Origin of the sequence: Modestobacter marinus (genome assembly GCF_019799945.1) — a bacterium.
Lineage (GTDB): Bacteria > Actinomycetota > Actinomycetes > Mycobacteriales > Geodermatophilaceae > Modestobacter > Modestobacter marinus_B.
On record NZ_JABGCH010000029.1, the window covers coordinates 21,700 to 38,560 of the forward strand.

Below are 16,861 nucleotides of genomic sequence, written 5' to 3' on the forward strand. Positions count from 1 at the left end.
CCGAGACCTTCCCATGGTAGGCGACCGGCGCGTCTGCTCCGACCGGCTGTGACCGGTCCCGCACTCAGGTGGAGGACGTCGGCCGGTCCGCGACCACCCAGGACAGCGCCGCGGCGGCCGCGGCGACCAGTCCCACCGCCAGCCACGCCGGCCAGCCCAGCCCCAGCGCGAGCACGTGGGCGAGGGCGAACAGCGCCAGGTACGCGACCGCCAGGCCGACCGCGACGGCCAGGCCGCGGCGCTGGTACCAGAGCCACCCGGCACCCGCGCCGCAGGCGGCGAGCACCAGCCCGCCCAGCGCGCGGACGCCGGTGCCCTGCGCGACGCCGAAGCCGACGGCCAGGCCGACCGCGGCGAGGACGGCGGAGGGGAACCGGGTGCGCGCGCGGGCGAGGGTGGGGTTCGACATGTCCCCCAGTGTCCCTCCGCCCGCGCCGCCCGGGACGCAGCAGGGCCCCGGCGCCGCGCGCCAGGGCCCGCTTGCTGTACGGGTACTGCCCGGCCCTCCTGAGGAGGACGGGGTCCTTCGTCAGACGGTGCGGAGCACGGCCTCGATCTCGAGCTCGACGTCGATCTTGTCGCCGACGACGACGCCGCCGCCGTCCATCGGCATGTCGATGTCCACGCCGAACTCCTTGCGGGAGATCGAGGTCCTGCCGGAGAAGCCGGCGCGGGTGCCGCCGTAGGCGTCCGGCCCGAAGCCGTTCAGCTCGAGGGCCAGGGTGACCGGCTTGGTGATGCCCTTGATGGTCAGGTCACCCTCGACGACCCAGTCCTCGCCGTGGTTGCGGACACCGGTCGACCGGAAGCTCATCACGGTGTGGTTGCCGGTGTCGAAGAAGTCGGCGGACTTGATGTGCGCGTCCCGCTGCTCCTGGCGGGTGTCGATCGAGTCCATGTCGACGGTCGCGGTGACCGAGGACTGCGACGGGTCCTCGGCGGTGACGATCTCGCCGGAGAACTCGCGGAAGTAGCCGCGGACCTTGCTGACCATCATGTGGCGGACGGAGAAGCCGACGGTCGAGTGGGTGGCGTCGATGTCCCACGTGCCGACGACGTAGCCGGGGATCTGGGTGATGCTGGCCATGATGAGCTCCAAGTGGTTGAGCGTTTTACTGTCTCGCTGGGTCGTAGCGTAGTTGAGAGCTTGAGTATTCCGCCAGTACTCTCTCGGCATGAGCAGCGACGTGTCGTCCCCCACACGGACGACGGCCCTCGACCCGGCCGCGGCGGCGCCCACCCGGTGGCTGGACGCAGAGGAGCAGCGCGCCTGGCGCGCCTACATGTACAGCTGGATGCTCCTGGAGGACCGGCTGGACCGCGAGCTGACCCGGGAGACCGGCATCTCGCACGCCTACTACGAGATCCTCGTGCAGCTGTCCGAGGCCGCGGACCGGCAGCTGCGGATGAGCGAGCTCGCCGAGCGCTGCCTGTCCTCCCGCAGCCGGCTGTCCCACGCCGTCTCGCGCCTGGAGGAGCGCGGCTGGGTGCGCCGGCAGGTCTGCGCCGAGGACGGCCGGGGGCAGCTCGCCGTCCTCACCGACGAGGGGTTCGCCGCCCTGGAGGCGGCGGCTCCGGTGCACGTCGAGGGTGTCCGGTCGCACCTGTTCGACCAGCTCTCCCCCGCCCAGGTCGCCGCGATGCGGGACATCGGCGAGACCGTGCTCCGCCACCTCGCCGAGCGCTGACGCCTCCCGCGACCGGTCAGCCGGCGGCGAGGAACAGGTCGCGGGTCAGCACGCCGGTGTCCGGCTGGTCGGTGAACAGCCCGTCGGCCCCCGCCGCCCAGAAGCGCAACTGCTCCTCGATGGCGTCGCCGTAGGCGGCCGGGTCGGTGCCGCGGTCCAGCTCGGCCGGCAGGAAGTCGTTCTCGTTGCGGAACGTGTACGGGTGCACCAGCAGCCCGGCCGCGTGCGCGTCGGCGACGAGGGACGTCGGCTGCCCCGGCGTGCCGTCCGCGGTCAGCGGGATCACCTGCTCCTTGGCCGGGCCGATGCCGTTGGCGTACTCCGCGACGTCCGCCAGCCCGGCGGCGGTGGACAGGTCGGCGTACGTGCGCGGGTCCCCGGCGGCGACCAGGTCGGCCGGGGCGCCGGTCGCCGACAGCAGCTGGACCAGCGGCACGTCGACCTCGTCGTCCAGCTCGCGCAGGTTCGCGGTCTCGAAGGACTGGAGGAACACCGGGTCGCCCTCGTCGTCCAGGTCCGCCTTCCGCAGCCCGGCCACCAGCGGCTCCTCCAGCGAGAGCCCGAGGGAGTCGAAGTACGTCGGGTGCTTGGTCTCGACGTAGGCGCCGACCTCGCGGTCCAGCTCCTCGCTGAGGTCCTCGCGGAGCTCGAGGTACTCGTCGAGCGTGGGGACGGCGAAGAGCTCGTCGTAGAGGGTGTTCTCCTGTCGCAGGTCGGGCAGCCGCTCGACCGCGCGCAGGGTCCGCAGCTCGGCCAGGGTGAAGTCCTCGGTGAACCAGCCGGAGAGCTCGACGCCGTCCACGGTCCTCGTCGTCCGCCGGTCGGCGAACTCCGGGTGGTCGGCGACGTCGGTGGTGCCGGCGATCTCGTTCTCGTGGCGGCACACCAGGACGCCGTCGGAGGTGCTCACCACGTCGCACTCGATGGAGTCCGCGCCCATCCGGGCGGCGAGCTCGTAGGACGCAAGGGTGTGCTCGGGGCGGTGGCCGGCGGCGCCGCGGTGCCCGATGACCAGCAGCTCCGCACCCTGTGGGCCGGGGACACCCCTGGCCGGCGCGCTCGGCGGCACCAGCATGGCGAGCAGGACGACGAGGACGGCGACGGCCGCAGCGGGCAGCCGGTGGACGGTGCGCACGGGGACCCCCCGGGACCCGGACGGCGACCCTCGCCGCCGGCCCGCCCGCCGATCGCACAGCTCCCGCCCCGATCCGGCACCGGGACGTCGCCGCGGTGCGCGCGTCGGTCACCCAGCGCAGCCATGGACACCTACCCGAAGTGCTCGGCTCGGCGGTGCGGGGCGCGGCCCTGGACGCCGTCCCGCTGATCGCGATGGGCCTGGTGGCGGCCGCGCCGATCGCCCTGGGGACCGCCGCCTACCGGCAGCGGGACCTCACTGCCTGACCTCCGCGGCCCGTCCCGAGCGGCACGCTCCCGGCACGACCTACGGTGTGCCCCATGCAGGGGGCACTGGACGACGGCGCAGCGCCCGTCCCGCCCCCCTGGGTGGCCCGGGATCCCGTGGGTCTGCCCACCTGCGCGCTGGCCCGGACCGGTGCCGCGGTGAACGCCCTGTTCGCCCGGCAGCTGGCGCGGGTGGGGCTGCGGCCGCACACGTTCTTCGTGCTGGTGCACCTGGCCCGCGACCAGGCGCTCACCTCCGCCGAGCTGGCCCGGCGCCTCGAGCTGACCCCGCAGAGCATGAGCGCGCTGCTGCGTAGCCTCGCCGACACCGGCTGGGTGGACCGGCGGCAGGACGTGCGGCGGGGTCAGCGGATCGACGTGCGGCTGACCGATCCCGGCCGGCGGGCCCTGCTGGGCGCCGGGCCGGTGCTCGCGGAGCTCGGGCGGCCGGCCGCGCTCGGGCTCAGCGAGGCCGAGGCGGTCACCCTGCAGGCCCTGCTCCAGCGGGTGCTCGCCACGGTGGCCACCCGGTCGGACGACGAGCTGCCGGTCCTCGGGGAATCGCTGTGACGCGTCGTGTTCGGGCGGGCACCCTGCGCAGTCGCTATCGTCGCGCCGGTGACCAGCGGGGGGCGGGCGTGCTGACCGAGGACCACGCCGGCGTCCGGCTGCCCCACATCGAGGCCTCACCGGCCCGGCAGGTGTGGCGGCGGGTCGTGATCGCGGCGGTCGTGCTCGCGTTCACCGTGCTCATCGTCTGGCTGGACCGGGACGCCTACCGGGACGGCGACGAGATCGGCATCACCTTCCTGGACGCCGTCTACTACTCGACCGTCACGCTCTCCACGACCGGGTACGGCGACATCACGCCACTGACCCCGGGCGCCCGGCTCATCAACATCTTCGTGATCACGCCCCTGCGGATCATGTTCCTGATCGTGCTCATCGGAACGACCCTGGAGGCGCTCACCGAGCGCTCGCGGGAGGAGTTCCGGGTCCGACGGTGGAGGTCTCGATTGCGCCAGCACGTCGTCGTGTGCGGGTACGGCACCAAGGGGCGCAGCGCCATCCGCGCCCTGCTGACCACCGGGACGGACGCCGAGCACATCGTCGTCGTCGACACCGACCCGCGGGCCGTCGACGAGGCGACCGCGGCCGGGCTGACCGGGATCGTCGGGGACGCCGGGCGCACCGAGGTGCTGCGCCGCACCTCGGTGGAGAAGGCCCGCGCGGTGATCGTGGCGGCCCACCGGGACGACGCCTCGGTGCTGATCACGCTCACCGTGCGCCAGATCAACCCCACGGTGCCGATCACGGCGAGCGTCCGCGAGGAGGAGAACGCCAGCCTGCTGCGGCAGTCCGGGGCCGACATGGTCATCACCACCGCCGCCACCTCCGGCCGGCTGCTCGGCCTGTCGACCGACCAGCCGCGCGTGGTCGCCGCGGTCGAGGACCTGCTGACCGCCGGGCGCGGGCTGGACCTCGTGCAGCGCACGGTCACCCAGTCCGAGGTCGGGCTGGGCCCGCGGCAGCTGCGCGACGTCGTCCTGTCGGTCACCCGCGGCGGGCGGAACCTGCGCTTCGACGACCCGCTGATCGGCACCCTGGAGAGCGAGGACGTGCTCGTCGTCGTCAAGGCCCACCGCGGACCGGACGGCCACTGACCGGTCGGCCGGCTACTCGCCGGTCGCGCCGTCCACCGCCTCCCGGATCAGGTCGGCGTGGCCGTTGTGCCGCGCGTACTCCTCGATCATGTGGACGAGCAGCCAGCGCAAACTCGGCGTCCCGCCGTCGGGCCAGGCCGCCCGGGGAGGCCGGTGGTCCAGGCCGCCGTCGGCGAGCACCGCGGCGACCGCGGCCCGGGAGCGGGCCACCGCGGTCGCCCACAGGGCACGCAGCTCCTCCGGGGAGTCCTCGGCGGCCGAGTGCCACTCCCAGTCGGGGTCGGCGGCCCAGTCGGCGGTGTCGAACGGCGGCTGCCTGTCCCGCCCGTGCAGCCAGCGGGAGAACCAGTCGTCCTCGACCAGCGCCATGTGCTTCAGCAGGCCGCCCAGGGTCACCTCGGAGACGCCGACGGCGACCCGGAAGCCGGCCGCGTCCAGGCCCGCGCACTTCCAGGCCAGCGTCGCCCGCTGGAAGTCGAGGAAGCCGAGCAGGGTGCCGGTCTCGTCGGCCGCCAGCGGCGGTTCCGGCCGGCCGTGGTCGTCGGTGGTCACCTCGGTCGTCGTCATCGGGCCAGCCTGCCCGGCCCGGGGTGGGGACGGCGACGTGCCGGCTCCGGGGTTGCCGACCGTCGCCTCCGCCCCGAAGACTCGACGGAGTCGGACGACGCCGGGAAGAGGAGCAGACCTCGGATGACCGTGTCCCAGCCCAGCGCCGTGGAGATCGGGCTGATGTCCGGCCGGGCCGGCTACGTGCTCAAGGCCAACGACCGCGGGGCGTTCACCGTCGCCTCGCCGACCCTGTACCCGCACATGTGGAGCTGGGACGCCGGCTTCGTCGCGCTCGGCATCGCAACCGTCTCCGTGCCCCGGGCCCTGGGCGAGCTGCGCACGCTGCTGACCGGGCAGTGGGCCAGCGGGATGATCCCGCACATCCTGTTCCACCAGCCCAGCGACTACTTCCCCGGCCCGGAGCGCTGGCGCACGCAGGTGGCCGCGGCCCGCCCGGCCGACGTGCTCACCTCCGGCATCTGCCAGCCGCCGATCCACGTGATCGCGCTGTCCCGGATCCTGCACGACGCCCGGCGGCGCGGCGGCGCCGACCAGGAGCTCGCCGAGCAGTTCGTCGTCGAGACCTTCGACCAGTGGCTGGCCTGGCACGAGTACCTCGCCACCGCGCGCGATCCCTACACCTACGGCCTGGTCGAGATCCACCACGGCTGGGAGTCCGGCATGGACGACTCACCGCGCTGGGACGAGCCGTACGCCAACGTGCACCCGCAGCCGGACATGCCCCCGTTCGTGCGCGCGGACCTCGCCCACGTGACGGACCCCTCGCAGCGGCCCACCGACGCCGAGTACGCCCGCTACCTGTGGCTGCTCGAGCAGAAGGTGCGCAGCCGTTACGACGACGCCGTGTACCGGGCCACCGGCGACTTCGTCGTGGGCGACGTGCTGATCTCGGCCCTGCTCGCCGCGGCCAGCGACCTGCTCGCCGACATGGGCGAGGACCTCGGCATCGGCGGCGGGGCCGCCGGCGGGGTCGAGCGGTCCCGGTCGATCGCCCGCCGCTTCCGCACCGGGGTGCTGCGCTCGGTCGACCCGGGCACCGGGCTGGCCCGCGACCTGGACCTGCGCACCGGGAAGTGGCTGGACGTGGAGAGCGCCGCGGGCTTCGCTCCCCTGCTGTGCGGCGGCGACGAGGCGCTCACCCGGCGGCAGCGGGACCTGCTGCTCGGCCCCCGCTGGTGCGGGCACTCCCGGCTGCGGTGGCCGGTGGTGCCGTCGGTCTCCCCCGCCTCCCCGGCCTTCCGGCCGCGCACCTACTGGCGCGGGCCGCAGTGGCCGGTGCTCAACTGGCTGATGGCCTGGGCGCTCAACCGGTCCGGCGAGCAGGAGGCGGCCAACCAGCTCCGGCTGGCCGGGCTGTCCCAGCTCATCGACTGCGACTTCGCCGAGTACTACGAGCCGATGACCGGCGAGACGCTGGGCAGCCGCGACCAGTCGTGGACGGCGGCGATCGCGCTGGACTTCCTGGCGGCCCGCCGGCCGGCGCAGCGCCGTCCGGTCCGCTGGCTAACCAGCGAGCTGCCGCGGATCACCCCGGCGCAGCGCCCGGCCGGCCAGCCGACGACGCAGTCCGGCACCCCCGCCGGACGCCGCCCGGCACCGGGCCCGGGCACGGCGGGCGGGCCACCGGCCCGTCCCCGCTGACCGCGGCGGTCCCCGGGGCACGGGCCGGACTCCCCGAGATCGCCGTCCATGCGGCAGGGTGTGCGCCCATGGACCTGACGTGGGCGGATGCAGTCCCGGCCTACCGCCGGCACCATGAGCTCTCCCGCGGGGACGGCGAGGCCGGCGGGCACCGGTGGGCCCTCGAGCGGGTGGAGGACGCCGTCCGGGACGGCGACCTGCCGGTCGAGGTGCTCGACGCGATGGTGCGCGACCCGGACGGCGACGCCGAGTACCGGGCGCACCTGGCGGCCGGCCCGCTGGAGGACCTGCTCGCCCACCACACCGACGCCTACGCCGCGGCGTTCGCCGATCGGTGCAGCGCCGACCCGCGGTGGGTGGAGGCGCTGGGCGGCGTCTGGCTCGAGGCGGCGGTCTGGGACCGGCTGCCCGCGGTGCTGCAGCGGATCGTGCCCGAGCCGTGCCGGCGGGTCCCGGCCGTTCCCGGGCCGCACCCGCGCGCCGGCCGGTCCCGGCTCAGCCCGGCGGTCGCCGACGCCTGAGCCGCACCGGGCGGAGCTCCTGCCGGGAGCCTGACGCACCCGATCCGCCGGTGGGGTGAACCGCTGCGGCGGTTGGGCGCGAACACCTCCCGTGACCATTACGGAGGAGCTGCCCGGCCGCCGGCTGCCGGCGCGCCACGACGGCCGCCGGCCGCTGGGCGCCCTGGCCGGCCTGGTGTCGGCCGCGGTGGCCCTCGGGGTGGCCGAGCTGGTCGCCGGCCTGGTCGGACCGTCGTCGTCCCCGGTCGTCGCGGTCGGCGACGTCGTGATCACGCTGACCCCCGAGCCGGTGAAGGCGTTCGCCATCGCCACCTTCGGCGAGCAGGACAAGGTGGCCCTGGTCGTGGGCACCCTCGTGCTCGTGGCGCTCGCCGCGCTGCTGCTGGGCCTGGGCTCGCTGCGCAGCGCCCGGCTCGGCGTCGCCGGCATCGGGGCGTTCGGCCTGCTCGGCGTCCTCGCCGCCGTCCTGCGGCCCGCCGGGAGGGCCCTGGACGCGCTGCCCGCGGTGGCCGGCGCCGCCGCCGGGATCACCGTGCTCCTCCTGCTCCTCCGGCCGCTGACCCGCCCGGTCGCCGCGCCGGCGCCGTCCGGAGGGCGCCCCGAGGCCGGTCCGCGCGACGGGGTGGCCGCCGACCGGCTGCGGGAGGTGCTGGCCGCGGGCGACCGCAAGGGCGGCGCGCTGGACCGGCGCCGCTTCTTCCTCGCCAGCGGGGTCGCGGTCGGGGTGGCCGCGGCCGGCGGGTACGGCGGCCGGCTGCTGCGCCGGCGGTTCGACGTCGCCGAGGCCCGGGCGGCCCTGACCCTGCCGCGCCCGGCGTCCCCCGCCCCGGCCGTGCCCGCCGGTGCCGACCTGGCTGCCGGCGTCGCGGGACTGACCCCGCTGTTCACGGCCAACCGCGACTTCTACCGGGTGGACACCGCGATCGTCGCGCCGCTGGTGCGGCCGGCCGACCACCGGCTGGAGACCACCGGCATGTTCGACTCCCCCGGCACCTACACGCTCGCCGACCTGTTCGGGCGCACGGACCTGATCGAGCGGGACATCACCCTCACCTGCGTCTCCAACGAGGTCGGCGGCGGGCTGGCCGGCACCGCCCGCTGGCTCGGGGTGCCGCTGGGCGCCTTCCTGCGCGAGAACGGCGTGCGGAGCGGCAGCTCCCAGCTGGTCTGCCGCTCGGTGGACGGGATGACGATCGGCGCCCCGACCCGGGCGGCGCTGGAGGCCGAGGACGCGATGCTCGCGATCGGCATGAACGGCGAGCCCCTGCCGGTCGAGCACGGGTTCCCGGTGCGCATGCTGATCCCCGGCCTGTACGGCTACGTGTCGGCGTGCAAGTGGCTGACCCGCATCGAGGCCACCACCTTCGACGCCTTCGACGCGTACTGGGTCGAGCGGGACTGGGCCGCCGAGGCGCCGATCAAGATCGCTTCACGGATCGACACCCCGGCCGCCCTGCGCCGCTTCCCGGCCGGGCGGCGGGCCATCGCCGGCGTCGCCTGGGCGCAGACCCGCGGCATCGCCCGGGTGGAGGTCCGAGTGGACGACAAGGACTGGGCCGACGCCGACCTCTCCCCCGCGGTGGACGCCGACGTCTGGCGACAGTGGGTGCTCCCCTACGAGTTCGCGCCCGGCCCGCACACCCTCACCGTCCGCGCCACGGGGGCCGACGGCGAGGTGCAGACCGACCGGCGGGCCGACCCCTTCCCCGACGGCGCCAGTGGCTGGCACTCGATCCAGGTGACCGCCGCCTGACGCTTTCCGGCTCCGCGCCGGACCCCTCCCCCCAGACCCGTGCCCGGCACCCGCCGGGGACGTCCCCGGTCGCACCCTGCGGCCGGTCCACCACCTGACCGCGACGCCGGATCCGGCCGTCGCCCCCGACAGGACAGGAGCACCATCCCGTGAAGAGCACCCTGCTGACCCGCGGCACCCTCCTCGGCACCGCGGCCGTCCTCGCCCTCGGCCTGACCGCCTGCGGCTCCGACGACACTTCCGACGCGAGCGCCGCCGCGGACATGAGCGGCACGAGCGCGGCCCCGTCGTCGGCGGCCGGGAGCAGCGCGATGCCCGCCTCGGACGAGCCGTTCGGTGCCGGCTGCGCGGCCGTGCCGGCCGACGGCGAGGGCAGCTTTGCCGGCATGACCGACGACCCGGTGGCCACCGCGGCGAGCAACAACCCGGCGCTGTCCACCCTGGTGTCCGCCGTCCAGGCCGCCGGGCTCGGCGACTCGCTGAACTCCGCCACCGACATCACCGTGCTGGCCCCGGCCAACGCGGCCTTCGAGGCGGTCCCGGCCGACTCGCTGAACGCCCTGCTGGCGGACCAGGCGCAGCTGACCGCGGTGCTGACCCACCACGTCATCGAGGGCCGGCTCGCCCCCGACGAGCTGGCCGGCACGCACACCACCCTCAACGGGGACCAGGTGACGATCGAGGGCTCCGGGGAGGACTTCGCCGTCCCGGCCGCCGGCACCGTCCTGGGCCAGATGGACGCCGGCGTGATCTGCGGCGACGTGCAGACCGCCAACGCGACCGTCTACATCGTCGACCAGGTCCTCGCGCCGCCGGCCGCCTGACCACCGGTCGTGGAGGGCCCGGCCGACCTGCCGGGCCCTCCGCGACGGTCGTCCCGTGACCTGTGGGTTCGAGCCGGCCGCGACGACGTCCTCAGCCGCGAACCCGATGCCCGGTACGTCAACGACCGGTTGACGGACGCCATGTCGTCAACTTACGGTTGACGACATGACGCCCTCCCCCGGTCCTACGGTCCGCCTCGACGACCTCATCGGCGCGATCGCCGGCGCGCACGCCGAACCCCTCGACCGGCTCACCGACGCCGTCGTGCTCGCGGAGCACCTCGGCGAGGTCGCCGACTCCCTCATCGGCCACTTCGTCGACCAGGCCCGCCGGGCAGGGGCTTCCTGGTCGGAGATCGGTCGGAGCATGGGGGTGACGAAGCAGGCGGCGCAGAAGCGCTTCGTCGCCCGGGGCGAGTCCGGCGTCGCTCCGCTGGACCCGAGCCAGGGGTTCAGCCGTTTCACCGACGAGGCGCGGGCCGCCGTGGTGACGGCGCAGGAGAAGGCCCGCGCCGCGGGCAACGACACCATCACCGTCAACCACCTGGTGCTCGCGCTGGTCGCCGACCCGGGCAGCGCGGCCGCGCGCGCTGTCACCGCGCAGGGCGCCTCGCTGGACGACGTCGTCCACACGGCATCGGCCACGCTGCCGCCCGCCGCGGCGACCGTGCCCACCCTCATCCCGTTCGACGCCCATGCCCGTGACGCGCTCGATCGCACCTTCGCGGAGGCCCAGCGCCTCGGCGCCGAGTCGATCGGCAGCGAGCACCTGCTGCTCGCGGTCCTGGCCGTCGAGGACGGGACCGGGGTGCTCGCCGCTCTCGGCGTCGACGCGGCCGCGGTGGAGGCCGACGTCGTCGGGCGGGCAGCCGGCCGGTCCTGAGGCGCGTCCGAGGACTCAGTCGCACACCAGCCCGGCGTCGGAGACGGCCGCCCGCAGCCGCAGCCGCTCCACGTTACGAGCCCGCCCGTCCGGCCGGCCGGTCAGGGTGTGCGGCACCGCGAGGAGCAGGGCCGCCTCGACCAGGACGTCGTCGTAGGCGGCCTGCAGGCCACGGCGCCGGGCCATCGGCACACCGGCGGGCACGCGGTCCAGCTGCCGGGCGAGCCGGCGCAGGTCCGCGGCGACGACCTCGATCGGCCGGTGCGGCGGGGGCGCCGGCTCCACCGGTCGCCGGCCCCGCCCCGGCAGCCGCGCGGACCCGAAGACGAGGCGGGCCAGCCAGCCCATCCCGCCCACGGCCGCGACCACGCCACCGACGATCAGCCCGAGGTGGACGAGTGAGGCAGTCATGTCGCCTCCACGGAGGACTCGACAGGCGCGGGTACCCACGGTACGTCCGCGGGCCGCCGTCCGGCCGGTCCCGTCCGCCGGTCGGCGACGGGGACCCGCTCGGCGCACGAGCGACCATGGTCGTGGTCTGCTCCACCGGTTCGTGGCCGACGCACCTTCCGCTCCGCCGACTTCTGCGGTTGTATCGGCCCGCCACGGCCCCCGGCGTCACAGGCACAGCGGATGACGGCTACGGGTTGCACAGTGACGGTCGAGCGGGGGTCGCAGGTGGGATCTGGTCCTGGCGAGAGCGGTGGACGGCGCCTGCCGACGTTCCTGCTCGTCGGAGCGATGAAGGGCGGTACCACCAGCCTCTTCCACTATCTCGGCGGGCATCCGCAGGTCGCCACCCCCGTGTACAAGGCGCCCGAGTTCTTCGTCGAGGAGGCCAACTGGCGCCGAGGCATCGACTGGTACCGAAGGCAGTTCCCGGTCACCGGTCCCGATGTGCTCGCCATCGGCGAGGCCTCGAACGCGTACACCAAGTACCCCCGGTACCGCGGTGTGCCCGAGCGCATCGCCGCGCACCTCCCCGACGTCCGGCTCCTCTACGTCATCCGCGATCCCATCGAGAGGATCCGGTCCCACTACCAGACCAGACTGGCGGAGCGCAGCGAGAGACTGCCCTTCGCCGACGCGGTCTTCAGCAACCACATCTACCTCGACTACAGCCGCTATGCGCTGCAGATCGAGCAGTACCTCGAACACTTCCCCCGCGACCAGCTCCTGGTGATCACGTCCGAGGACCTCCGCTCGGCGCGCGAGGCCACGATGCGGCGGGTCTACGGGTTCATCGGCGTCGACCCCGACGTCATGCCCCCCGAGCTGGACCGGGACTTCTACCTGACGAAGGACCGCGCCGCCCGCTCGCCGATCCCGCTGTTCATCCGGAAGCCCCTCAAACGCCGGTTCCCGGTGACACGGCGGTTCAAGGAGGTGGAGAACAACACGATCAGTGTGATGCGGCGGGTCACCGGCCGGAGCAGCGGGCCTGCCCAGCGACCTCCGCGGGTGGACATCTCCGACGACGTCCGCGAGCGCCTGGTCGCCGAACTCGAGGAGGACGTGCGCCGACTGCGGGGGCACCTGGGACCCACCTTCGACGGGTGGGGCATCGCCTGAGACGCCCGCCCGGACGCCGGAGCCCGATGGGAGCCCCAGCCCTCGTCACCCGTCGTCGCGGGGTGCGCCCGGCTCGCCGTCCCGGATGGCTCGCAGCGCAGCGGGGACGGCGGGTTCCAGGTACGCCGACGTCCTCACGTGGTCGACCACGACGTCCCCCACGAGTTCGGGAGCAGCCCCGACAGGGACAAGCAGCCGGGTGCACGAGGACTCCGTCGCCGATGGGGCGTCGGTGAGGCGGGGCTCCTCCCCGGCGATGCCGACGTCGACGACGAGACCCCTCTCCGCCAGCCGCTCCGCGGCGTGGGCCAGGCCGTGGACGACCCCGCCGGGGCACACGACGGCCCCTCCGTTGCGCATCACCTCGCCGATGAGGTGGACGACCAGGTGGGACGGCGCCTCCCCCTCGGCCAGGAGCGAGCGGCTGAGCAGGGTGACGGTGCGTCCGGCCTCGCGCAGTCGTGCCGCGATGACCGCCGCCGCCTGGTCCCGCCGCGGATCGGGCAGCGCGTCGGGCAGGAGCACGCACACTCCGCGTTCGGAGCGAGGGGGGAAGGCGCGGCGGAGTTCGGCGGCGACCTCGGGAGGCGTGAACCACGCAGGCAGCTCCTCCCCGTGCGCGAGCCGGCGACGTTGTTCCGTTCCGGAGATCCGCAGACAGTGCTGGCCCGGCTGGACGTCGTCTTCGGGGACGTACCCCTGGAGTTCCTCCACGTAGACCATCTGCCGGAACGGGACGACCCCGATGCCGAGCTCCCTCGCGTGCATGCCCACGAGTGCCTGGGCCGCGTAGGGCTCGTAGAACGGCCGGCCCGCCGAGTCCTCGCCCGGGCCTGCGTGGTCCCGGCCCACGATGAAGTGGGTCGCACCGTGGTTCTTCCGCACGATGGCGTGCCAGAGGGCCTCGCGCGGGCCGGCCATCCGCATGGCCAGGGGCAGCAGTGACAGCAGTACCCGACCCGGTGGGTAGGTGGGCAGCAGCGCGCGGTAGCAACGCACGCGGATGTGGGGATCCACGTCCCCCGGCTTGGTGACTCCGACGACGGGGTGCAGGAGGAGGTTCGCGTCGAGGTCCCGCGCGGCACGGACGGTGAGCTCCTGGTGGGCCCGGTGCATGGGGTTCCGGGTCTGGAAGGCGACGACCCTGTCCCATCCGTGTCCGGCCATGAGGGACCGGAGCTCACCCGGCGTGTGGCGGACGGTGCGGAACCCGTGGTGAGGGGGAAGCCGCAGCACCTCGAGCGGACCGCTCACGTACCACGGATGGCTCTCGTGGAGCAGGTCCTGGACACCGGGGTGCGCCGTGTCCGTGGTGCCGAGAACGGCGGCGGCCTCCGCCCGCCGGTCCGGTCGCCACGCCGCCTCCAGCCACAGCACCGCAACGTCCACCCCGCGTGCGCGGAGCAGCACACCGCCGGCCGCGGAGGCCGCTGCCACCACCTGCTCCGGCAGGTCCAAGGTCACCGGGACGGGCCACAGCTCGCCGGTCGACAGGCGCATCGCCGCACAGGCCGACTCGTAGTCCGCCTGGTCCAGGAAGGTGCGCAGCGGCGAGAACCCGCCGGTGGCCAGCAACTCCAGGTCGCACCGTTGCCGCCGCGACAGCTCCCAGACGGGCAACCGGCGTGCTGCCTCCGCCAGTTCCGCGGCGCGGCCGTCCTCGACGCGGAGGTCCACGAGGGCACCCCCGTGCGGCAGCGAGACCACGAGGACTATTCGGCCGCCTCCCGGGCGAGAGGTCAAGCCCCTCGTGCCGGGTCCGCCGTCGATCGGGCACACGGTCGGACCGCCCGGACCCGACCCGGAGGTCTCCTCGCTCACCCACCGACCACGAGTGCATGCATGCCGTGAGGCACGGCCGCGACAACCCCGGGCCGCACGGGGGGAAGGAACTGGTCCGCCCGAATCGATGCCCGCTCCGCCTAGGTTCTTCGCGGAAAGCGGACGCCGGGGAGCACACACGTGCCGAGGAGTCCCCGAGGCCCGCCACGCACCATGGGGGAAGCCGTGGACAGAACACCATCGGACGTGGCGGAACGGCGCCTGGTGGCACCACCGTCGACGCGTACCTGCCAGGTCTTCGTGGTCCGCCACGGGACGACGACCCTGAACATCGAGAACCGCTATCGCGGTCGCCGCGACGTGCCTCTCGACGCCCAGGGGTACCAGGACGCCGTCGACGCCGCCCGTCAGCTGTCCGGGGCGGGACTCACCGCGGTGTACTGCGGACCGCTGCGTCGCACGATAGCGACCGCGCAGATCATCGCGGACGAGGCGCGGGTTCCGGACCTGCGGATCCTGCACGGCCTGAACAACGTCGACTACGGCGCGTGGGAGGGGCTGACCTCCGTCGAGGCCGCCATGTACGACCCGGTCGCCTTCGACCTCTACCGCACCTCACCGAGCCGCGCGGCCTGCCCCATGGGTGAACGGCTCAGCGACGCTCAGTCGCGCATGGTGGGGGCACTCGAGCTGATCGGCAGCCGGCACGCCGGCGAGACGGTGGCCGCGGTGAGCCACGCGGTCATGATCCGTCTCGTCGTCGCCTGGCTGACCGGCCTGGAGGGCGAGGAATGGCGCATCCCGGTCGGGCGCGGGTCGCTCACCCGGTTCGAGGTCACGGACGGTCAGATCTCGCTGGCCGACCTGCCGGACGGCGACGACGTCGATTGACGCCGCACGTGACCGGTGGGCGCAGCCCCGTCGCGCCGGACGTCCCGGCTCGCCGTGGGACGTCCGGGCGGGGCGCGCCCTGAGCCGCCGACCCAGCGACACGTCGGTCCACCGGCGGCCGCCCTGACCGCGTGCCGTCGGTGCGGCCGTCGGTCTCGCTCGTCCGACACGTGGACGACTGCCGCTACGTCGACCGGCGGGTGTGCCGGCTCCGGCTCCCGCTCGTCCGTCCCGGCCCGTGGGTCGGGGTCCCACCAGGTCGGCACGCTGTCGTGTGGCGCAAGGGAGAGCACATGTCGACGGAGACCCTGGGATCGCTCACCCTGGCGCTGCTGCTGCTGGTGGGCGGCGCCAATCTGCTCGGCCACCTCGCCGCCCGGCTGCGGCAGCCGAAGGTGGTCGGCGAGATCCTCGCCGGAGTGCTGCTCGGCCCGTCGCTGCTGGGCCTGCTGGCCCCCGGCGTCGCCGCGCAGGTCTTCGGTGCCGGCGACCAGGACACCCCGACCGTGGTCCTCGAGTTCCTGTACAACCTGGGCCTGCTGCTGCTGATGTTCGTCTCCGGCGCCAGCGTCCGGAACGTCCTGGGCAAGGACAACCGCAGGCCCACCGCGTGGATCCTCGGCCTGGGCACACCCCTGCCGTTCTTCCTCGCCCTCGGGCTGACCCCGTTCCTCCCCCTGGAGGCGTTCATGGGCCCGGCCGGCAGCAAACCGGCCGTGGTCCTCGTCTTCGCCATCGCGGCAGCGGTGACCTCCATCCCGGTCATCACCAAGATCTTCTTCGACCTGGGCATCCTGCACACCCGGTTCGCCAGCCTGATGCTCGGCGCGGCCGTGCTGGAGGACATCGCGCTGTGGGCGGTGCTCTCACTCGCCACCGCGATCGCCTCGGCCACCGTCGCCTCCGGCGGTGGCGTCCTGGCCGCGACGGTGTCCGTGCACGTGGTCACGAACATCCTGTTCGTGCTGCTCGCCATGACCGTGGCTCCCCGAGTGCTGCGCCGGCCGAGTCGCGCCCGGTGGAACCTGCTCGCCACCGAGTCGCCGATCGCCTGGATCATCGTGGTGTTCCTGGGCTACGTGAGCGTGGCTGCGGCCCTGGACGTCACCCTGGCCTTCGCCGCCTTCCTCGCCGGCTTCGGGATCGTCGGCGGCATGAAGGGCACCGAGCGCCAGCGCTTCCGGGCTCCCCTGGACTCGATCACGCACGTGTCCGCGGCGGTGTTCATCCCGATCTACTTCGCCGTCGTGGGGTACCGGCTCGACTTCGTCGAGGGCTTCTCCCCGCTGATGCTGATCGCGTTCCTGCTCGGCTCGTCGGTGGTCGTGCTGCTGTCGATCGGGCTCGCCGCCCGGCTGGCCGGCTTCCGCGGCCTCGACATCGTCAACCTGGCGATGACCTGCAATGCCCGCGGCGGACCCGGCATCGTCCTGGCCAGCGTGGCCTTCGACGCCGGCATCATCAGCGCGCCGTTCTTCACCACCCTGGTCGTCACTGCCGTCCTCACCTCCCAGGCCTGCGGCGTCTGGCTGGACTTCGTGCTGCGGAGGGGATGGCCACTGCTCGCCAGCGAGGGCCGGGTGGAACCGCGCAAGCTCACGCTCGACTCCCCGTCCGGGACGGTCGGCCCCGCACAGCTGTAGCCAGCCGCGAGCCGGCTCCAGTGGTCCG

The 16,861-nt window shown here is 74.1% G+C and carries 18 protein-coding genes; 12 read left to right on the forward strand and 6 right to left on the reverse strand.

Translation table 11 applies throughout. The annotated features are described in order from the left end of the window. Positions 1-64: 64 nt before the first annotated feature. The gene (locus HK417_RS19735) at positions 65-409 is read right to left on the reverse strand and encodes a hypothetical protein (protein WP_222269980.1); all 345 of its coding nucleotides are present in this window, start codon (positions 407-409) and stop codon (positions 65-67) included. A 120-nt stretch (positions 410-529) separates the two neighbouring features. After that, on the reverse strand, positions 530-1,087 hold the full coding sequence (locus HK417_RS19740; RefSeq protein ID WP_261327362.1) for a YceI family protein: 558 nt from the start codon (positions 1,085-1,087) through the stop codon (positions 530-532). A gap of 88 nt (positions 1,088-1,175) precedes the next feature. On the opposite strand from HK417_RS19740, the gene HK417_RS19745 reads away from it, so the two are divergent. Then, the gene (locus HK417_RS19745) at positions 1,176-1,688 is read left to right on the forward strand and encodes a MarR family winged helix-turn-helix transcriptional regulator (RefSeq protein WP_222269990.1); all 513 of its coding nucleotides are present in this window, start codon (positions 1,176-1,178) and stop codon (positions 1,686-1,688) included. A gap of 16 nt (positions 1,689-1,704) precedes the next feature. Here the strand turns inward: HK417_RS19745 and HK417_RS19750 are convergent, their stop codons facing one another. Further along, on the reverse strand, positions 1,705-2,823 hold the full coding sequence (locus HK417_RS19750; RefSeq protein ID WP_308123716.1) for a glycerophosphodiester phosphodiesterase: 1,119 nt from the start codon (positions 2,821-2,823) through the stop codon (positions 1,705-1,707). 95 nt (positions 2,824-2,918) lie between these two features. Between HK417_RS19750 and HK417_RS19755 the strand changes: the two genes are divergently transcribed. The 3 genes from HK417_RS19755 (at position 2,919) to HK417_RS19765 (ending at position 4,753) form a co-directional block, all read left to right on the forward strand. Next, positions 2,919-3,089: a hypothetical protein gene (locus tag HK417_RS19755; protein ID WP_222269999.1), complete on the forward strand. Its 171-nt coding sequence runs from the start codon at positions 2,919-2,921 to the stop codon at positions 3,087-3,089. A gap of 54 nt (positions 3,090-3,143) precedes the next feature. Next, a complete protein-coding gene (locus HK417_RS19760; RefSeq protein ID WP_222270002.1) occupies positions 3,144-3,659 on the forward strand; it encodes a MarR family winged helix-turn-helix transcriptional regulator in 516 nt (171 codons plus the stop codon). A gap of 68 nt (positions 3,660-3,727) precedes the next feature. Beyond that, positions 3,728-4,753, forward strand: coding sequence for a potassium channel family protein (locus HK417_RS19765; protein ID WP_222270028.1), 1,026 nt, complete (start codon positions 3,728-3,730; stop codon positions 4,751-4,753). 12 nt (positions 4,754-4,765) lie between these two features. Here HK417_RS19765 and HK417_RS19770 read toward each other — a convergent pair whose 3' ends face one another. Beyond that, the gene (locus HK417_RS19770) at positions 4,766-5,320 is read right to left on the reverse strand and encodes a DinB family protein (protein ID WP_222270030.1); all 555 of its coding nucleotides are present in this window, start codon (positions 5,318-5,320) and stop codon (positions 4,766-4,768) included. A gap of 123 nt (positions 5,321-5,443) precedes the next feature. Here HK417_RS19770 and ggh point away from each other — a divergent pair, with 123 nt between their 5' ends. The 5 genes from ggh (at position 5,444) to HK417_RS19795 (ending at position 10,945) form a co-directional block, all read left to right on the forward strand. Next, positions 5,444-6,964 (forward strand): glucosylglycerate hydrolase, encoded by a 1,521-nt coding sequence (gene ggh, locus HK417_RS19775; RefSeq protein WP_261327364.1) that lies wholly within the window; start codon positions 5,444-5,446, stop codon positions 6,962-6,964. Positions 6,965-7,032: 68 nt separating this feature from the next. Then, positions 7,033-7,485, forward strand: a complete 453-nt coding sequence (locus HK417_RS19780) for a DUF6869 domain-containing protein (RefSeq protein ID WP_222270032.1) — start codon at positions 7,033-7,035, stop codon at positions 7,483-7,485. A 91-nt stretch (positions 7,486-7,576) separates the two neighbouring features. Continuing rightward, positions 7,577-9,238 carry a molybdopterin-dependent oxidoreductase gene (locus HK417_RS26605; RefSeq protein ID WP_222270041.1) on the forward strand — a complete coding sequence of 554 codons (1,662 nt, stop codon included), beginning with the start codon at positions 7,577-7,579 and terminating at the stop codon, positions 9,236-9,238. A 149-nt stretch (positions 9,239-9,387) separates the two neighbouring features. Then, complete coding sequence (locus tag HK417_RS19790) at positions 9,388-10,062, forward strand: fasciclin domain-containing protein (RefSeq protein ID WP_222270043.1); 675 nt, start codon at positions 9,388-9,390, stop codon at positions 10,060-10,062. Positions 10,063-10,228: 166 nt separating this feature from the next. After that, the gene (locus HK417_RS19795; RefSeq protein ID WP_222270045.1) at positions 10,229-10,945 is read left to right on the forward strand and encodes a Clp protease N-terminal domain-containing protein; all 717 of its coding nucleotides are present in this window, start codon (positions 10,229-10,231) and stop codon (positions 10,943-10,945) included. A gap of 15 nt (positions 10,946-10,960) precedes the next feature. Here HK417_RS19795 and HK417_RS19800 read toward each other — a convergent pair whose 3' ends face one another. Next, entirely contained in the window at positions 10,961-11,356 is a 396-nt protein-coding gene (locus HK417_RS19800) for a hypothetical protein (RefSeq protein ID WP_222270047.1), read from the reverse strand. Positions 11,357-11,623: 267 nt separating this feature from the next. On the opposite strand from HK417_RS19800, the gene HK417_RS19805 reads away from it, so the two are divergent. Further along, on the forward strand, positions 11,624-12,517 hold the full coding sequence (locus HK417_RS19805; RefSeq protein WP_222270049.1) for a sulfotransferase family protein: 894 nt from the start codon (positions 11,624-11,626) through the stop codon (positions 12,515-12,517). Positions 12,518-12,562: 45 nt separating this feature from the next. Here the strand turns inward: HK417_RS19805 and sat are convergent, their stop codons facing one another. Next, positions 12,563-14,611, reverse strand: coding sequence for a sulfate adenylyltransferase (sat, locus tag HK417_RS19810; protein ID WP_308123717.1), 2,049 nt, complete (start codon positions 14,609-14,611; stop codon positions 12,563-12,565). Here sat and HK417_RS19815 point away from each other — a divergent pair. Both HK417_RS19815 and HK417_RS19820 read left to right on the forward strand, forming a co-directional pair. After that, entirely contained in the window at positions 14,546-15,190 is a 645-nt protein-coding gene (locus HK417_RS19815; RefSeq protein ID WP_222270075.1) for a histidine phosphatase family protein, read from the forward strand. The two genes, sat and HK417_RS19815, sit on opposite strands and share 66 nt — an antisense overlap. Before the next feature lie 293 nt (positions 15,191-15,483). Next, positions 15,484-16,833, forward strand: coding sequence for a cation:proton antiporter (locus HK417_RS19820; protein WP_222270077.1), 1,350 nt, complete (start codon positions 15,484-15,486; stop codon positions 16,831-16,833). The last annotated feature ends 28 nt before the right edge of the window (positions 16,834-16,861 follow it).